The sequence below is a fragment of the Janthinobacterium fluminis genome, from assembly GCF_028595325.1.
Lineage (GTDB): Bacteria > Pseudomonadota > Gammaproteobacteria > Burkholderiales > Burkholderiaceae_D > Janthinobacterium > Janthinobacterium fluminis.
In genome coordinates, this window is the sequence record NZ_JAQQXR010000008.1 from 59,656 (window position 1) to 75,242 (window position 15,587).

General features: G+C 67.9%; 14 protein-coding genes and 1 riboswitch. Of the genes, 12 read left to right on the top strand and 2 right to left on the bottom strand.

All coding sequences use genetic code 11. From position 1 onward, the window contains the following. Positions 1-32 precede the first annotated feature (32 nt). Positions 33-1,250: an MFS transporter gene (locus OIK44_RS19255; protein WP_273673075.1), complete on the top strand. Its 1,218-nt coding sequence runs from the start codon at positions 33-35 to the stop codon at positions 1,248-1,250. A 77-nt stretch (positions 1,251-1,327) separates the two neighbouring features. Continuing rightward, entirely contained in the window at positions 1,328-2,356 is a 1,029-nt protein-coding gene (locus OIK44_RS19260; RefSeq protein WP_273673076.1) for an aldo/keto reductase, read from the top strand. A gap of 4 nt (positions 2,357-2,360) precedes the next feature. Here OIK44_RS19260 and OIK44_RS19265 read toward each other — a convergent pair whose 3' ends face one another. Together OIK44_RS19265 and OIK44_RS19270 are read right to left on the bottom strand one after the other, a co-directional pair. Further along, positions 2,361-3,299 (bottom strand): LysR family transcriptional regulator, encoded by a 939-nt coding sequence (locus tag OIK44_RS19265; protein WP_273673078.1) that lies wholly within the window; start codon positions 3,297-3,299, stop codon positions 2,361-2,363. A 239-nt stretch (positions 3,300-3,538) separates the two neighbouring features. After that, the gene (locus OIK44_RS19270) at positions 3,539-4,939 is read right to left on the bottom strand and encodes an MFS transporter (RefSeq protein WP_273673080.1); all 1,401 of its coding nucleotides are present in this window, start codon (positions 4,937-4,939) and stop codon (positions 3,539-3,541) included. 251 nt (positions 4,940-5,190) lie between these two features. Further along, positions 5,191-5,296: riboswitch (TPP riboswitch) on the top strand. 66 nt (positions 5,297-5,362) lie between these two features. Here OIK44_RS19270 and thiC point away from each other — a divergent pair. The 10 genes from thiC (at position 5,363) to OIK44_RS19320 (ending at position 15,582) form a co-directional block, all read left to right on the top strand. Next, positions 5,363-7,276, top strand: coding sequence for a phosphomethylpyrimidine synthase ThiC (gene thiC, locus OIK44_RS19275; RefSeq protein ID WP_273673081.1), 1,914 nt, complete (start codon positions 5,363-5,365; stop codon positions 7,274-7,276). Positions 7,277-7,281: 5 nt separating this feature from the next. Next, complete coding sequence (thiS, locus tag OIK44_RS19280) at positions 7,282-7,485, top strand: sulfur carrier protein ThiS (RefSeq protein WP_273673082.1); 204 nt, start codon at positions 7,282-7,284, stop codon at positions 7,483-7,485. A 16-nt stretch (positions 7,486-7,501) separates the two neighbouring features. Continuing rightward, positions 7,502-8,290 carry a thiazole synthase gene (locus OIK44_RS19285; RefSeq protein ID WP_273673084.1) on the top strand — a complete coding sequence of 263 codons (789 nt, stop codon included), beginning with the start codon at positions 7,502-7,504 and terminating at the stop codon, positions 8,288-8,290. Then, a complete protein-coding gene (thiD, locus tag OIK44_RS19290) occupies positions 8,287-9,063 on the top strand; it encodes a bifunctional hydroxymethylpyrimidine kinase/phosphomethylpyrimidine kinase (RefSeq protein ID WP_273673085.1) in 777 nt (258 codons plus the stop codon). Before OIK44_RS19285 ends, thiD begins: the two co-directional genes overlap by 4 nt. Before the next feature lie 11 nt (positions 9,064-9,074). After that, on the top strand, positions 9,075-9,698 hold the full coding sequence (thiE, locus tag OIK44_RS19295; protein ID WP_273673293.1) for a thiamine phosphate synthase: 624 nt from the start codon (positions 9,075-9,077) through the stop codon (positions 9,696-9,698). A 62-nt stretch (positions 9,699-9,760) separates the two neighbouring features. Continuing rightward, a complete protein-coding gene (locus OIK44_RS19300; RefSeq protein ID WP_273673087.1) occupies positions 9,761-10,393 on the top strand; it encodes an ANTAR domain-containing response regulator in 633 nt (210 codons plus the stop codon). 256 nt (positions 10,394-10,649) lie between these two features. Then, entirely contained in the window at positions 10,650-11,069 is a 420-nt protein-coding gene (locus OIK44_RS19305; RefSeq protein WP_273673089.1) for a DNA-binding transcriptional response regulator, read from the top strand. A gap of 61 nt (positions 11,070-11,130) precedes the next feature. After that, complete coding sequence (locus tag OIK44_RS19310) at positions 11,131-12,237, top strand: S-(hydroxymethyl)glutathione dehydrogenase/class III alcohol dehydrogenase (protein ID WP_273673091.1); 1,107 nt, start codon at positions 11,131-11,133, stop codon at positions 12,235-12,237. Between the two features lie 245 nt (positions 12,238-12,482). Then, positions 12,483-13,181: a choice-of-anchor E domain-containing protein gene (locus tag OIK44_RS19315; protein ID WP_273673093.1), complete on the top strand. Its 699-nt coding sequence runs from the start codon at positions 12,483-12,485 to the stop codon at positions 13,179-13,181. A gap of 97 nt (positions 13,182-13,278) precedes the next feature. Next, positions 13,279-15,582, top strand: coding sequence for a UvrD-helicase domain-containing protein (locus OIK44_RS19320; protein ID WP_273673094.1), 2,304 nt, complete (start codon positions 13,279-13,281; stop codon positions 15,580-15,582). Positions 15,583-15,587: the final 5 nt, after the last annotated feature.

Sequence of the window (15,587 nt, forward strand, 5' to 3'; positions counted from 1 at the left end):
GATGGCGCGCTTTTCATTTCAAAAGGATCTCCATGCATACCACATCACTATCACACGGCACTCCCGCGCTCCCCGCCTGGCGGGTGTGGCTGGCCATCGCCTTCCTGGGCATCGGCGCCTTCGCCATCGTCACCACCGAGCTGGCGCCGATCGGGCTGCTGTCGGCCATCGCGCGCGACATCGGCCGCAGCGAATCGGCCGTCGGCCTCACCGTCACGCTGTACGCCTGGGTCGGCGCCTTCAGCGCCCTGTTGTCGGCCGTCGCCCTGGGTAATTTGCCGCGCAAGCCCTTGTTGATCGGCCTCATGCTGGGCCTGGGCCTGTCTAACATGGGCGCCATGCTGGCCGACAGCTTCGGCATGCTGCTGGCGGCGCGCGCCTGCGGCGCCGTCGCGCACGGCCTGTTCTGGGCCGTCATCGCGGCCTCGGCGGCGCAGATCGCGCCGGCCCGCCACGTCGGGCTGGCAACTTCGATCGTCTTCGGCGGCGTCTCGGCCGCCAGCGTGATCGGCGTGCCGCTGGCCACCTTCATCGGGCAGCAAAACAATTGGCGCGTGGCTTTCGGCGCCATCGGCGCCCTGAGCCTGGTGATGGCCTTGGCGATGGCGCCGGTGCTGCCCCGCATCCGCCAAGAGGACACCGGCGGCGCCGGCGCGGCGCTGGCCGGCGTGCTGCGCCGGGCTGACCTGTGGGGCATCTTTCTGGCCACGGCCTTCGCCGTCACCGGGCATTTCGCCGCCTTCACCTTCATCGAGCCCTTCCTGCGCGAAGTGCCCGGCATCCAGGCTTCGCTGGTGATCGCGCTGCTGTTCGGCTTCGGCGCCGCCGGCCTGGCCGCCAACTTCCTGACCGGCGTTTTCATCGACCGTTATCTGCGCCCCTTCCTGATGCTGGCCTTGTCGATGATGAGTCTGGCGCTGATCGCCCTCGGTTACTGGGGCGCGACCCTCGGCGTGGCGGGCATCGGCGTCATGCTGGCGCTGTGGGGCGCCGCCATCTCGGCCATCTTCGTCGGCTTCCAGACGTGGATACTGCGCACCGCCGGCGCGGCCGCCATGCCGGCGTCGGCCGTCTACGTGGCCATTTTCAACGCCGCCATCGGCGCCGGTGCCATGCTCGGCGCCTGGGTCTTGAGCCGCAGCGGCTACTCCGCCGTGATGGTGGTGGCCGGCCTGGGCAGCGTGCTGTCGATTCTGCTGGTGGCCAATATCGGCCGGCCGCTGCCGGCCGCGCCGGAGCTGGCGCGCTGAGCGCCGCCGAGAGCGTGAGCAAGAACACCCTGCCGGGGCGCCGCCGGTGCCCCTCCACCCACCCGAGGAGAGAAGAGATGAGAAACGACACACACACGACGACCCCGCCGGCGCTGCCGGTGCGCATGCTGGGCCAGGATTTGGCGGTCTCCGCCATCGCCTACGGCGCCATGGGGATGAGCGAGTTCTACGGCCCGTCGGACGACGCCGCCTCGCGGACCTTGCTGCGCGAAGTCGTCGAGCGCGGCGTCACCTTGATCGACACGGCCGACATCTACGGCCGCGGCCACAACGAGTTGCTGCTCGGCGAACTGCTGCGTTCGCAGGGCGTGGCCGGGCGCGTGCGGATCGCCACGAAGTGCGGCATCGAGCGGCCCGCCGATCCGGCCGCGCCGCGCCGCATCAACAACACGCCGGAATACATACGCCGCTGCTGCGAGGCGTCGCTGACGCGGCTCGGCGTCGAGCGCATCGACCTGTACTATGTGCACCGGCTCGATCCGGCGGCGGCCGTCGAGGACACGATGGCTTGCCTGGCCGAGTTGGTGAAGGAGGGCAAGATCGCCCACGTCGGCCTGTGCGAGGCGTCCGCCGCGACGCTCAGGCGGGCCCACCGGGTGCATCCGGTGGCGGCGCTGCAGACCGAGTATTCGCTGTGGAGCCGCGACGTCGAGCAAGACATCCTGCCCACGACGGCGGCGCTCGGCATCGGCTTCGTCGCCTATTCGCCGCTGGGCCGCGGCTTCCTCAGCGGCCGCCTGACGGATACGGCCAGCCTTGCCGAGGGCGACTTCAGGCGCGGCAATCCGCGCTTCGAGGCGGCCAACCTGGCGCACAACCTGGGGCTGCTGGACACCGTGCGCGCCGTCGCCGCGCGCCACGCGGCCGCGCCGGGGCAGGTGGCGCTGGCCTGGTTGCTGGCCAAGGGCGACCACATCGTGCCTATCCCGGGCACGCGCCGCTCGGCCTATCTGCAGGAAAACCTCGGCGCGCTGACCCTGGCGCTCGGCGCCGAGGACTTGCTGCGGCTCGACCAAGCCATGGCGCCGGCGCAGGTGCGCGGCGCGCGCTACGCCGCCGAGGGCATGCGGGGCATCAACAGCTGATGCCTCACGGCGCAGCGTTGGCCAGGGCCGCGCGCAGCGCCTCGACCTGGTCGAGGACCGCCGGCCGGGTTTCCCTGGCGCGCGAGACGATTTGCATCTCGATGGCCAACTGTTGCGCCAGTTTCGCCGGCAGCGGGCGGTAGGCCACGCCGATGTGCGAGGTCGCCTGCATCGATTCCGGGCACAGGGCCACCCCTTCGCCGGCGGCCACGCCGGCGAGCAGCATGGCGAAGTCCTTCGGTTCCAGGCGCCGCGGCGCCGTGTAGCCGTAATGCTTGAAGGTGCGCTCGCACTTGTCGTAGAAGGCCGGGTTGTCGGTGCGCGAGAACCAGAACAGGGGCATCTCCCCGAGGTCGTCGAGCCCGACGACCGTCTTGGCGGCGGCGGGGTGCCGCTCGGGCAGGATGGCGATCATCGGTTCGCAGCCCGCCGACTCGACCCGCAAGTCCTCGGCGGGCGCGACGATGTCGCCGACGATGGCGATATCGAGTTCGCCGCGGCGCACGCGCTCGACCAACTGCCTAGACATGGCCCGTTCGAGCGGGCGCCCCTTGGCGAAGCCGGGATCGTTGAGCAGCGCGCTCAGCCGCGGGATCATGGAGTAGTTGATGACGCGCGTTAAGCCCATGCGGACGATGTCGGCGGCCGCGTGCTCGTCGTGGAACTGGCGTGTCATTTCCTGGACGGCGAGGTCCAGCCCGACGAGAAATTTGTGGGCCTCGATTTTGAACGCCTCGCCGGCGGGCGTCAGGCTGACCCGGCGCGTGTCGCGCTGGATCAGTTGCACCCTCAACAGGTCTTCCAAGCCCTGGATTTGGCGCGACAGCGGCGGTTGCGACATGTTCAGCAATTCGGCCGCGCTGCGGAAGTTGAGTTCCTGCGCGACGGCGAGGTAGCACTGCAGCGTGCGCGTGCTGGGCAGGTGCCTGGACAGCGTCAGCATCGGTCCGCCCCGCGCCGCGCGGGCGGCCCTTTACGCCACTGCGGGGCGGCGCCCGCCCGTCCTGGCCATTTCATCGTATCAATTCGCATGGGTTCTTCACGTCTGCCTGCAATGTTCAAAAGGGTATCCGCACCCATCCGCCAAGTGTCAATCGGCAGCCGGCAAAGCTATGTTTTGCATTCAACAATATAGCAGAAGGGGCGGCGCCGTCGTGCGCAGCCGCGCCATCGGCGTGGATGTCAGCGGGCGCATGCGCTTGCGCCTCCCGCCGCCCGCCCCATGAAGGCGAGCGACTGGCACAGCGCCGCCAGCATCAGGGCGGCGCAGATCGCGTATACGGTGCCGGCCCGCGCCGCCAGCGCCTGGGCATCGCCGCCGGCCAGCGCGCCGAACAGGGCCACGCCCAGGGCGCCGCCGATTTGCCGCGCCGTGTTCAGGATCGCCACCGCCGTTCCCGCCCGCTCGCCCGCCGCGCTGCCCAGCACCACCGCCGTGGTGGCGGGAATCGCCGCGCCCATGCCGAGCGTGACGAGCATCATCGCCGGCGCCATCTGCCGCAGCGCCGCACCCGCCGGCAGCATGGCCAGCCAGCCGTAGCCGGCCGCCGCCACCAGCAGGCCGGCGCCTATGGCCAGGCGGTAGCCGAGGCGGCGCACCAGGCCGGCGCTGGCCAGGTTGGCGAACATGATGACGGCCGTCAGCGGCAGGAACGCCAGCCCGGCCTGCGCCGGCGTATAGCGCAACACACCCTGGAAATACAGGCTGAGCACGAACATCAGGCCGTAGAAGGTGGCGCACAGCGCCGTGGCCGACAGTACCGCCGAACTGAAGGGGGCGTTGCGGAACATGTCGAGCGGCACCAGCGGATGGGCTGTCCGGGCCTGGCGGACCAGGAAGGCGGCGCCGCTGGCGGCGCACAGCAGCAGGCCGGCGCCGATGGCGGCGTCGGCGCGGCCCTTGCCGCCGGCCGCGATCAAGCTGGCGACGAGGGCCGTCAAGGCGACGCAGGCCAGCAACTGGCCGGGCAGGTCGAAGCCGCCCCGGCCGGTTTTCGGCGTGTCGGCGACGCGCCGCACGGCGATCAGCAGGCCGGCCAGGCACAGCGGCAGATTGATCAGGAAGATCCAGCGCCAGCCGGCCGTGCCGACCAGCGCGCCGCCCAGCATCGGCCCGGCCGCCACGGCGAAGGCGCCCGAGGCGGACCAGATGCCGACGGCCCGCGCCCGGGCGCGCGCGTCGCCGCGGCAGGCGTGGGCTATCAAGGCTAGCGAAGTCGGCAGCACGAGCGCGCCGCCCACGCCCTGCAGCACGCGGGCCGCGATCAGGGCGCCGGCCGACGGCGCCAGCCCGCACAGCAGCGAGGCCAGCGCGAACGTGGCGAAGCCGGCCAGGAAAATCCTGCGGCTGCCGAGGCGGTCGCTGAGCACGCCGGCCGTCAGTAGCATGACGGCCAGGGCCAGCGTGTAGGCGTCAACGATCCATTGCATCGCCGCCAGGTCGGCGCGCCATTGCTGGCCGATCTGCGGCAGGGCCAGGTTGACGATGGTGACGTCGAGCTGGATGACGACGAAGGCCAGGCTGGCGGCGGCCAGGGTCCAGCCGATGCCGGGGCCGCTTGTATGGTTTGCAGGGGAGTGCATGGGTGATCTTTCAGGGAGAAATGCGGTCCCCATTGTCTGGCTAAGCGGCGAGGCGATAAATGGGCTGGAATTTCTTTGATTTCTAACTATGGGTTTGTAATGCATGGATACGCTGCCCGTGGCGGGCTAGCGCCTGCGGCAACTGGAACGCCCGGGTGTGCGCCTGATCAAGCGCGGCGGCCGCGTTTTGCGCATCGCGAAAGCTGCCGCCGCGCGCACGGTAGGCGTATAATGGCTGCGCTGCCGAAAGGCGGCAACGCTAGGGGTCCTGCAAGTCGCAACGCGGCGCGCGGGTGAGAAATACCCTCCGAACCTGATCTGGATAATGCCAGCGAAGGGAAGCTGTAGGAAGCGCCGTCCGTCGGCGTTGCCGAACCTCCTTAGCTGGCTCCAGGCTGTATTGATGCCAAGCCAAGGAGCCAAATGAACGCCAACCTGAAATTCCTGTCCGCCACGGCGACGGTCGACCAAGCCGCCATCGCGCCGCTGCCGAATTCCCGCAAGATCTATGTCGAGGGCAGCCGCCCGGATATCCGCGTGCCGATGCGCGCCATCAGCCAGTCCGACACGGAGGCTTCGTTCGGCGGCGAAAAGAATCCTCCCATCTACGTCTACGACACCTCCGGCCCGTACACGGACCCGGACGCGACGATCGACATCCGTTCCGGCCTGGCCACGCCGCGCCTGCCGTGGATCGTCGAGCGGGGCGACACCGAGGAGTTGCCCGGCCCCAGCTCCGACTACGGCATGGCCCGCCTGGCCGACCCGAAGCTGGCCGAGCTGCGCTTCAACCTGCTGCGCAAGCCGCGCCGCGCCGTCGCCGGCGCCAACGTGACGCAAATGCATTACGCCCGCCGCGGCATCATCACGCCGGAGATGGAGTTCGTCGCCATCCGCGAAAACATGCGCCGCAGCGCCTACCTGGAGGAGTTGAAGGCGTCCGGGCCGATGGGCGTGCGGCTGGCCGAGCTGATGGGCCGCCAGCATCCCGGCCAGTCTTTCGGCGCCGCCATTCCGGCCGAGATCACGCCCGAGTTCGTGCGCGAGGAAATCGCCCGCGGCCGCGCCATCATCCCGGCCAATATCAACCACCCGGAAGTCGAGCCGATGATCATCGGCCGCAATTTCCTCGTCAAGATCAACGCCAACATCGGCAATTCCGCCGTCACCTCGTCGATCGGCGAGGAGGTGGAGAAAATGACCTGGGCGATACGCTGGGGCGGCGACAATGTCATGGACCTGTCCACCGGCAAGCACATCCACGAGACGCGCGAATGGATCGTCCGCAACAGCCCCGTGCCGATCGGCACGGTGCCGATTTACCAGGCGCTGGAAAAGGTCAACGGCAAGGCCGAGGACCTGAGCTGGGAAATCTTCCGCGACACCCTGATCGAACAGGCCGAGCAGGGCGTCGACTATTTCACGATACACGCCGGCGTGCTGCTGCGCTATGTGCCGATGACGGCCAAGCGCCTGACCGGCATCGTTTCGCGCGGCGGCTCGATCATGGCCAAGTGGTGCCTGGCGCACCACAAGGAATCCTTCCTGTACACGCATTTCGAGGACATCTGCGCCATCATGAAGGCGTATGACGTGTCGTTCAGCCTCGGCGACGGCCTGCGCCCCGGCTCGATCTACGACGCCAACGACGAGGCCCAGCTGGGCGAGCTGAAGACGCTGGGCGAGCTGACCCAGCTGGCGTGGAAGCACGACGTGCAGGTGATGATCGAAGGCCCGGGCCACGTGCCGCTGCACCTGATCAAGGAAAACATGGACTTGCAGCTGGAGCAGTGCGGCGAGGCGCCGTTCTACACCCTGGGGCCGCTGACGACGGACATCGCGCCCGGCTACGACCACATCACCTCGGGCATCGGCGCGGCGACCATCGGCTGGTACGGCACGGCGATGCTGTGCTATGTGACGCCGAAGGAGCATCTGGGCTTGCCGAACAAGGCCGACGTCAAGGACGGCATCATCACCTACAAGATCGCGGCGCACGCGGCCGACCTGGCCAAGGGCCACCCGGGCGCGCAGATCCGCGACAACGCGCTGTCGAAGGCGCGCTTCGAGTTCCGCTGGGAAGACCAGTTCAACCTCGGCCTGGACCCGGACAAGGCGCGCGAATTCCACGACGAGACGCTGCCCAAGGATTCGGCCAAGGTCGCGCATTTCTGCTCGATGTGCGGCCCGCATTTCTGTTCGATGAAGATCACCCAGGAGGTGCGCGAGTACGCCGCCACGGTGGGCGTGTCCGAGGCCGCCGCGCTGCAGCAGGGCATGCAGGTCAAGGCCATCGAATTCGTCAAGAACGGCGCCGAGCTGTACCGCAAGGTGTGAGCGCGATGATCACCATTTTTCTCAACGGCGCGCCGCGCCAGGTGCCGCCGCAGCACACGCTGGACGAGCTGGTCGAGGCGCTGGAACTGGGCGGCCAGGCGCTGGCGCTGGCCGTCAACCGCGCCGTCGTGCCGCGCCGGCGCTGGGCGGAGCAAGTGTTGCAGGCACAGGACCAGGTCGATATCGTGCGCGCCATCGGTGGCGGCTAACTTACAGGAGAACACCATGAACACACCCCAAGACTTGCTGAGCATCGCCGGCAAAACCTATTCCTCGCGCCTGCTGGTGGGCAGCGGCAAGTACCGCGACCTGGCGCAGACGCGCGAGGCCACCGACGCCGCCGGCGCCGAGATCATCACCGTGGCCATCCGCCGCGTCAACATCGGCCAGGATCCAAAGGCACCCAACCTGCTGGACGTGCTGCCGCCGTCCGAATACACGATCTTGCCGAACACGGCCGGCTGCTACACGGCCAAGGACGCCGTCTACACCTTGCAGATGGCCCGCGAGCTGCTGGGCGGGCGCAAGCTGGTCAAGCTGGAAGTGCTGGGCGACGAGAAGACGCTGTTCCCGCACATGCCGGAAACCCTGATCGCGGCCGAGGCCCTGGTCAAGGACGGCTTCGACGTGATGGTGTATTGCAGCGACGACCCGATCCAGGCCAAGCTGCTGGAGCAGATCGGCTGCGTCGCGGTGATGCCGCTGGCCTCGCTGATCGGCTCCGGCATGGGCATCCTGAATCCGTGGAACCTGTCGCTGATCATCGAGCAGGCAAACGTGCCGGTGCTGGTCGACGCCGGCGTCGGCACGGCCTCGGATGCCGCCATCGCCATGGAACTGGGGTGCGACGGGGTGCTGATGAACACCGCCATCGCCGGCGCCCGCGAGCCGGTGCGCATGGCGCGGGCGATGCGCCTGGCCGTGCAGGCCGGCCGCGAAGCCTTCCTGGCCGGGCGCATGCCGAAGCGCTTCGCCGCCTCGCCGTCCTCGCCGATGGCGGGACGCCTGGCATGACGCCGCCGGTGCTGGTGTTCGCCGGCGTCGACCCGTCCGGCGGCGCCGGCATCGCCGCCGACGTCCTGGCCATCGCGGCCCAGGGCGGCCACGCGATGCCGGTGGTCACGGCGCTGACGGTGCAGGACAACGACCGGGTGTTCGGCGTGCTGCCGGTGGACGCCGGCACGGTGCGGCGCCAGGCGCTGGCGCTGATCGACAAGATCGCCGTCGGCGCCGTCAAGATCGGCATTCCCGGCAACGCCGCCAACGCCCAGGCGATCGCCGAGGTGATCGCCTTGCTGCGCGCGCGCCAGCCCGGGCTGCCGGTGGTGCTGGACCCGGTGCTGGCCAGCGGCAATGGCGACGCCCTGTCGCGCGAGGACGCCGTCAAGGCGCTGGCGCCGCTGCTCCCGCTGGCCACGCTGATCGTGCCGAACCTGCCGGAGGCGGCCCTGCTCGGCGGCGTCGCCGGCGTCGCCGAGCAGGCCGCCGTGCTGCGCGGGCGCGGCTGCCGCCACGTGCTCGTCACCGGCGGCCACGCCGACGGCGCGCTGGTGTACAACAGCTGGTTCGGCCCGGACGGCCGGCGCGACTGGCAGTTCGAGCGCCTGGACGGCGCCTTCCACGGCAGCGGCTGCACGCTGGCCAGCGCCATCGCCGCCCGCCTGGCGCGGGGCCAGGCGATGGCCGCCGCGCTGGCCGACGCGCAGGGCTACTGCCAGCGGGCGCTGGCGGCCGCCTACCCGATCGCGCCCGGCCAATGGATGCCGCAGCGCCTATGCCTGACATGAAAGGAAACATGATGCGCGGACTTTACCTCGTCACCCCGAACTGGGACGACACCGACAAACTGCTGGACGTCACCGGGCGGGCGCTGGCCGCCGGCGTCGCGCTGCTGCAATACCGCCACAAGAGCGCCGACCCGGCGCTGCGGCGCGAGCAGGCCGGGGCCTTGCTGCAACTGTGCCGCCGCTACGCCTGCCCGCTGGTCATCAACGATTTTGTCGCCCTGTGCCAGGAGTTGGACGCCGACGGCGTCCACGTCGGCGGCGGCGACGCCGGCGTGGCGCAGGTGCGCGCCGCGCTGGGCGCCGGCAAGATCGTCGGCGCCTCCTGCTACGGCGAGCTGGCGCTGGCGCACGCGGCGCAGGCGGCCGGCGCCAGTTACGTCGCCTTCGGCGGCTTCTACCCCTCGCTGGTCAAGCAGTACCCGGTGACGACGGCGCCGGACCTCGTCGTCGCGGCGAAACGCGCCATCGCCCTGCCTTGCGTGGTGATAGGCGGCATGACGCCGGCCAACGCGGCGCCGCTGGCCGCGCGCGGCGCCGACATGGTGGCCGCCATCAGCAGCGTCTATCTGGCGCCGGACCCGGCGGCAGCGGTCGGCGATTTCAATGCTCTTTTTACATCAAAAGATCCGGGCTGAGCGTGTCGGCGGCGGCGGGATCGGCTTATAATGCCCCCGTCGACACTGTTTTATACCCCCCTATGAGCCCAACTAGCACCACCAAACGACTGATCCTGATTGTCGACGACGACCAACTGTTGCTCGAATTCCTGGGCGAAGTGCTGCGCCACGCCGGTCACGAGACGGTGCTGGCCTGCTCGGCCGAGGACGCGCTCAAGCAAATCGCCGTGCGCGAGCCGGACCTGGCCCTGCTCGACATCCACATGCCCGGCATGTCCGGCCTGGACCTGGCCAAGCGTTTGCACGCCGACACGGCGGTGCCGTTCATGTTCCTCTCCGGCAGCGGCGACAGCGATTCGGGCAAGCAGGCCGCCGCCTACGGCGCCGTCGGCTATGTCGTCAAGCCGGTCGACGAGGCGCGCCTGATGCCCGCCTTCGAGGCGGGCCTGGCGCGCGCCGACGAAATCCGCCAATTGCGCCGCACCGAGCTGAACCTGAACTCGGCGCTGGCCGCCGGGCGCGAAACCAGCCTGGCCGTCGGCCTGTTGATGGGCAAATTCCAGACGGACCGCAACACCGCCTTCGAGGTGCTGCGCGACCACGCCCGTTCGAGCCGGCGCAAGATCAACGAGATCGCCAACCAGTTGCTGGCCGCCGAGGAAACCCTGAACAGCCTGCACGGCGCCTTCAGCGCGCGCCACAAAGGGAAGTAAGCGTTGCGCCGGCGCCGCAGCCGGTCCGCTGCGGCGGCGATTGTGGTTGCTTTGCGAAAAAATTGATGTAGACTAAATTTTGTCGCGGACGGTGCGGCGGGCGGCGTCAGCCAGCCCGGCCCGGCCCCCCGGCCCGCCGTTCCCCGGCCGCCTTTCCCCTGCGGCCACACTCTATCCCTCGGCCCAACTCCGCCGATCCGCATATCGACATGGAACTCTGCGCGCCGGCTGGCGCGCGGACAGGGGGAGTTTGTACATGAACACCATCACTTCGGCGCCCGCCGCGGCGGCGCCGCAACAGCGCAGCGTGCTGCACATCGACGGCGACGGCCGTGCCGCGCTGCTGCTGGCCACGCTGCTGATGCCGGAGGCGCGGGTGACCCACGCGGCCACCCTGGCGGCGGCCGCGCGGGCGATCCGCCACGGCAGCTTCCATTTGGTCGTGCTCGACCCCGACCTGCCCGACGGCGACGGCGCCGCCCTGCTCGACGTGCTGCAGTGCGCGGCGGCGCCGCCGCCCGTGCTGCTGTATGCGGCGCGCGACAGCATCTGGCGCGGCGCCGCCAGCGCCGCGCTGCTCAAGCCGGCCACCTCGGCGCGGCAGTTGTGGCACACGCTGGCGCATCTGCTCGACGCCGGCGCGGCGCAAACAGTATCCACGCCGGCGCCGTCTTGATATGATGGGCGGGCCCGGCGCCAGTGCGGCCCCGGTACCCCTATCTGACAGGACAAAACACATGAAAACCAGAGCAGCGATTGCTTGGAAGGCGGGACAGCCGCTGACGATTGAAGAAGTTGAGCTGGGCGGTCCCCGCGAAGGCGAGGTGCTGGTCGAAATCAAGGCCACCGGCATCTGCCACACCGATTACTACACGCTGTCCGGCGCCGATCCGGAAGGCATCTTCCCGGCCATCCTCGGCCACGAGGGCGCCGGCGTCGTCGTCGACGTCGGCCCCGGCGTGAAAACGCTGCGCAAGGACGACCACGTGATTCCGCTGTACACGCCGGAATGCCGCCAGTGCAAATTCTGCCTGTCGCAGAAAACCAATCTGTGCCAGTCGATCCGCTCGACCCAGGGGCGCGGCCTGATGCCGGACGCGACCTCGCGCTTTTCCATCGACGGCCAGCCCATCTACCACTACATGGGCACCTCGACCTTTTCCAACTACATCGTCGTGCCGGAAATCGCGCTGGCGAAGATCCGCTCCGACGCACCCTTCGACAAGGTCTGCTACATCGGTTGCGGCGTCACCACCGGCGTCGGCGCCGTGCTGTTCACGGCCAAGGTCGAGGCGGGCGCGAACGTCGTCGTGTTCGGCCTGGGCGGCATCGGCCTGAACGTGATCCAGGCGGCGAAAATGGTCGGCGCCGACAAGATCATCGGCGTCGACATCAACCCGGCGCGCCAGGAGATGGCGCGCAAGTTCGGCATGACCCATTTCATCAACCCGAAGGAAGTCGAGAACGTCGTCGACGCCATCGTCCAGCTGACCGACGGCGGCGCCGACTACAGCTTCGAGTGCATCGGCAACACGACGACGATGCGCCAGGCGCTGGAGTGCTGCCACAAGGGCTGGGGCCAGTCCATCATCATCGGCGTGGCGGCGGCCGGCCAGGAAATCTCGACGCGGCCGTTCCAGCTGGTCACCGGGCGGGTCTGGAAGGGCTCGGCCTTCGGCGGCGCGCGCGGCCGCACCGACGTGCCGAAGATCGTCGACTGGTATATGGAGGGCAAGCTCAACATCGACGACCTGATCACCCACCGCCTGCCGCTGGAGCGCATCAACGAAGGCTTTGATTTGATGAAGAGCGGCGAATCGATACGCTCGGTAGTTCTCTACTAATAACAAAAATCCATTGCGGCGCAGCGGGCCAGTCCCGCCGCGCCGCTTTTTTTTTGTCCGGCGCCGAGGCGGCGGGCAAGGCGCGGAGCATAAAAGTAGTCAGACCGACAATAAATATTTTAATATTTGCAATTAATTGTGTATATTGCCATCTGTTCTTTTATTTACAATAGAAGCGACAGGCGGGCGTATGCCTCCGCCCTGGAAGGTGTGCGATCTTTCTTATAATTAATTGGAGTGGATAAATGAAAAAATCTCTTTTTGCCCTGGCCATCACGGCACTGCTGAGTGTCGGCGCGGTTTCACAGGCCCAGGCGGCCGTCAAGACGGTGACGTACACGGCCGACCGTGCCATCGGCGCGACCAACTGGAACGCGGTGCTGGGCCTGGGCAAGTTCGACACCTCGCTGGGCACGCTGACCTCCATCAAATTCGCGCTGGGCGGCCTGCTGCAAGGCGTAGGGAAGTCGGAAAGCCTGGACGCCAGCGCAACGGATGTGACCTTGAAGCTGGCCGCGACCTTGACCTTGTACCGTCCCGACGCCAGTGCGCTCGTTATCACCAACCCCTTGTTTACGCAGCAATTTTCCTTCACGGCCTTCGACGGCAACATCGATTTCGCCGGCACCTCGGGCGGCAGCACGGGCCTGCGTTCGACCACCGGCTTCAATTCCTTCACCAGCAGCCAGGCCAGCGACTTCGCGCTGTTCTCGGCGCTGGGTGGCGGCATCATCAATCTGGGCCTGGACGCGGCCGGCACGTCGACCGTTTCCGGCGCGGGCAACCTGGTGAGCATGTTCCAAACCTCGGCCGGCGGCAATGTCGCCGTGACGTATGAATACATCGCGGCCGTTCCCGAACCGGAAACCTATGCGATGCTGCTGGGCGGCCTGTTGCTGGTCGGCGCCGCGGCGCGCCGCAAAGCGGCGCAAGCGAAGGCGTAAGCGTGGTTTGTGCCGGGCCGGGCCGCAAGCCGGCCCGGCCCGGCCGCGCGCCGCAGGCGGTCGTCAAGGCGCCACCCCGTCCCGGTATAATCACGGGATGCAAAAACTTCTTCACAACCTCAATCCCGAACAACTGGCCGCCGTTACCTTGCCAGCCCAGCATGCCCTGATCCTGGCGGGCGCGGGCTCCGGCAAGACGCGCGTGCTGACCACCCGCATCGCCTGGTTGATCCAGACCCAGCAGGTGTCGGCGGCCGGCCTCCTGGCCGTGACCTTCACCAACAAGGCCGCCAAGGAAATGCTGACGCGTTTGTCGGCCATGTTGCCGATCAATACGCGCGGCATGTGGATAGGCACCTTCCATGGCCTGTGCAACCGGCTGCTGCGCACCCACCACCGCGACGCCGCCTTGCCGCAAACTTTCCAGATCCTCGATTCCCAGGACCAGTTGTCGGTGATTAAGCGCTTGTTGAAGGCAAACAATATCGACGATGAAAAGTTCCCGCCGAAGACGGTGATGTATTTCATCAACAACGCGAAAGACCAAGGCTTGCGCGCCGACAAGGTCGACGCCTACGACGCCAACGAGCGCAAGCTGGTCGAGCTGTACCAGATGTACGACGAGCAGTGCCAGCGCGAGGGCGTCGTCGATTTCGCCGAATTGCTGCTGCGCACCTACGAGCTGCTCAGCCGCAACCAGCCGCTGCGCGAGCACTACCAGGCGCGCTTCCGCCACATCCTCGTCGACGAGTTTCAGGACACCAATAATCTGCAATACAACTGGCTCAAGCTGCTGGCCGGCCACGGCAGCCGCGACGGCGGCGCCCTGTTCGCCGTCGGCGACGACGACCAGAGCATCTACGCCTTCCGCGGCGCCAACGTCGGCAACATGAGTTCCTTCGAGCGTGAGTTCCAGGTCAAGAATTTGATCAAGCTGGAACAGAACTACCGCTCGCACGGCCACATCCTCGACAGCGCCAACATGCTCATCGCCAACAACAGCAAACGCCTGGGCAAGAACCTGCGCACCGACGCCGGCCACGGCGAGCCGGTGCGCGTCTACGAGGCCAGCTCCGACCTGCAAGAGGCGCAGTGGATCATCGAGGAGTCGAAAAGCCTGATCGCCGAGGGCGCCTCGCGCAGCGAGATTGCCGTGCTGTACCGCTCCAACGCGCAGTCGCGCGTGATCGAGCACGCGCTGTTCTCGGCCGGCATCCCCTACCACGTGTACGGCGGCCAGCGCTATTTCCAGCGCGCCGAGGTCAAGCACCTGATCGCCTATTTGCAATTGATGGACAACCCGCACAACGACTCGGCCTTCCTGCGCGTCGTCAACTTCCCCACGCGCGGCATCGGCGTGCGCTCGATCGAGCAGTTGCAGGCCGCCGCCGAGCAATACGGCATCTCGCTGTACGCGGCCGTGCCCTATGTGGCCGGCAAGGCCGGTTCCTCGCTGGCCGGCTTCGTCAAGTTGGTCGAGGGCGTGCGCTTTGAAACCCAGCAACTGCCGCTGCCGGAAATGGTCCGCGTCGTGCTGGAGGCCAGCACCCTGCTGCAGCATTACCAGAACGAGAAAGAGGGCGCCGACCGCATCGAGAATCTGGAGCAGATGGTCAGCGCCGCCACCCAGTTCATCTCGGAAGAGGGCTTTGGCCAGGGCGCGCCGGCCTATCTGGGGCCGCAAGCCCAGGCGCAGTCCGGCGCGGCCGTCGCGCTGGGGGACGGCGTCGAGGTGCTCGACGCCGACGCGCCGCTGGCGGCCGTGATGTCGCCGCTGTCGGCCTTCCTGTCGCACGCCTCGCTGGAGGCGGGCGACAACCAGGCCCAGGCGGGCCAGGAGGCGCTGCAGATGATGACGGTGCACTCGGCCAAGGGCCTGGAGTTCGACAATGTCTTCATCACCGGGCTGGAGGAGGGTTTGTTCCCGCACGAGAGCAGCTCGAAGGAAGACGGCGGCGTCGAGGAAGAGCGGCGCCTGATGTATGTGGCGATCACGCGCGCGCGCCAGCGCCTGTACCTGAGCTTTGCGCAAACCCGCATGCTGCACGGCCAGACCCGCTACAACATGAAGTCGCGCTTTTTCGACGAATTGCCGGAGGAATCGCTGAAGTGGTTGTCGCCGAAGGTGCAGGCCAACTGGTTCGGCAACAAGAAATCGGCCTGGGACATGGCGCCGATGAGCAGCGCCGGCTCCGACAACGCCATCGCGCAAAAGATCGCGCACGCCAGCGGGCCGGGCTGGCGCATCGGCGAGTCCGTTTCGCACGGCAAGTTCGGCGAAGGCGTCATCGTCAACATCGAGGGGGGCGGCGGCAATGCGCGGGCGCAGATCAACTTCGGCCAGTACGGCATGAAGGTGCTGGACCTGAGCATCGCCAAGCTGGAGCGCCTGGGGCGCTAAGCTTT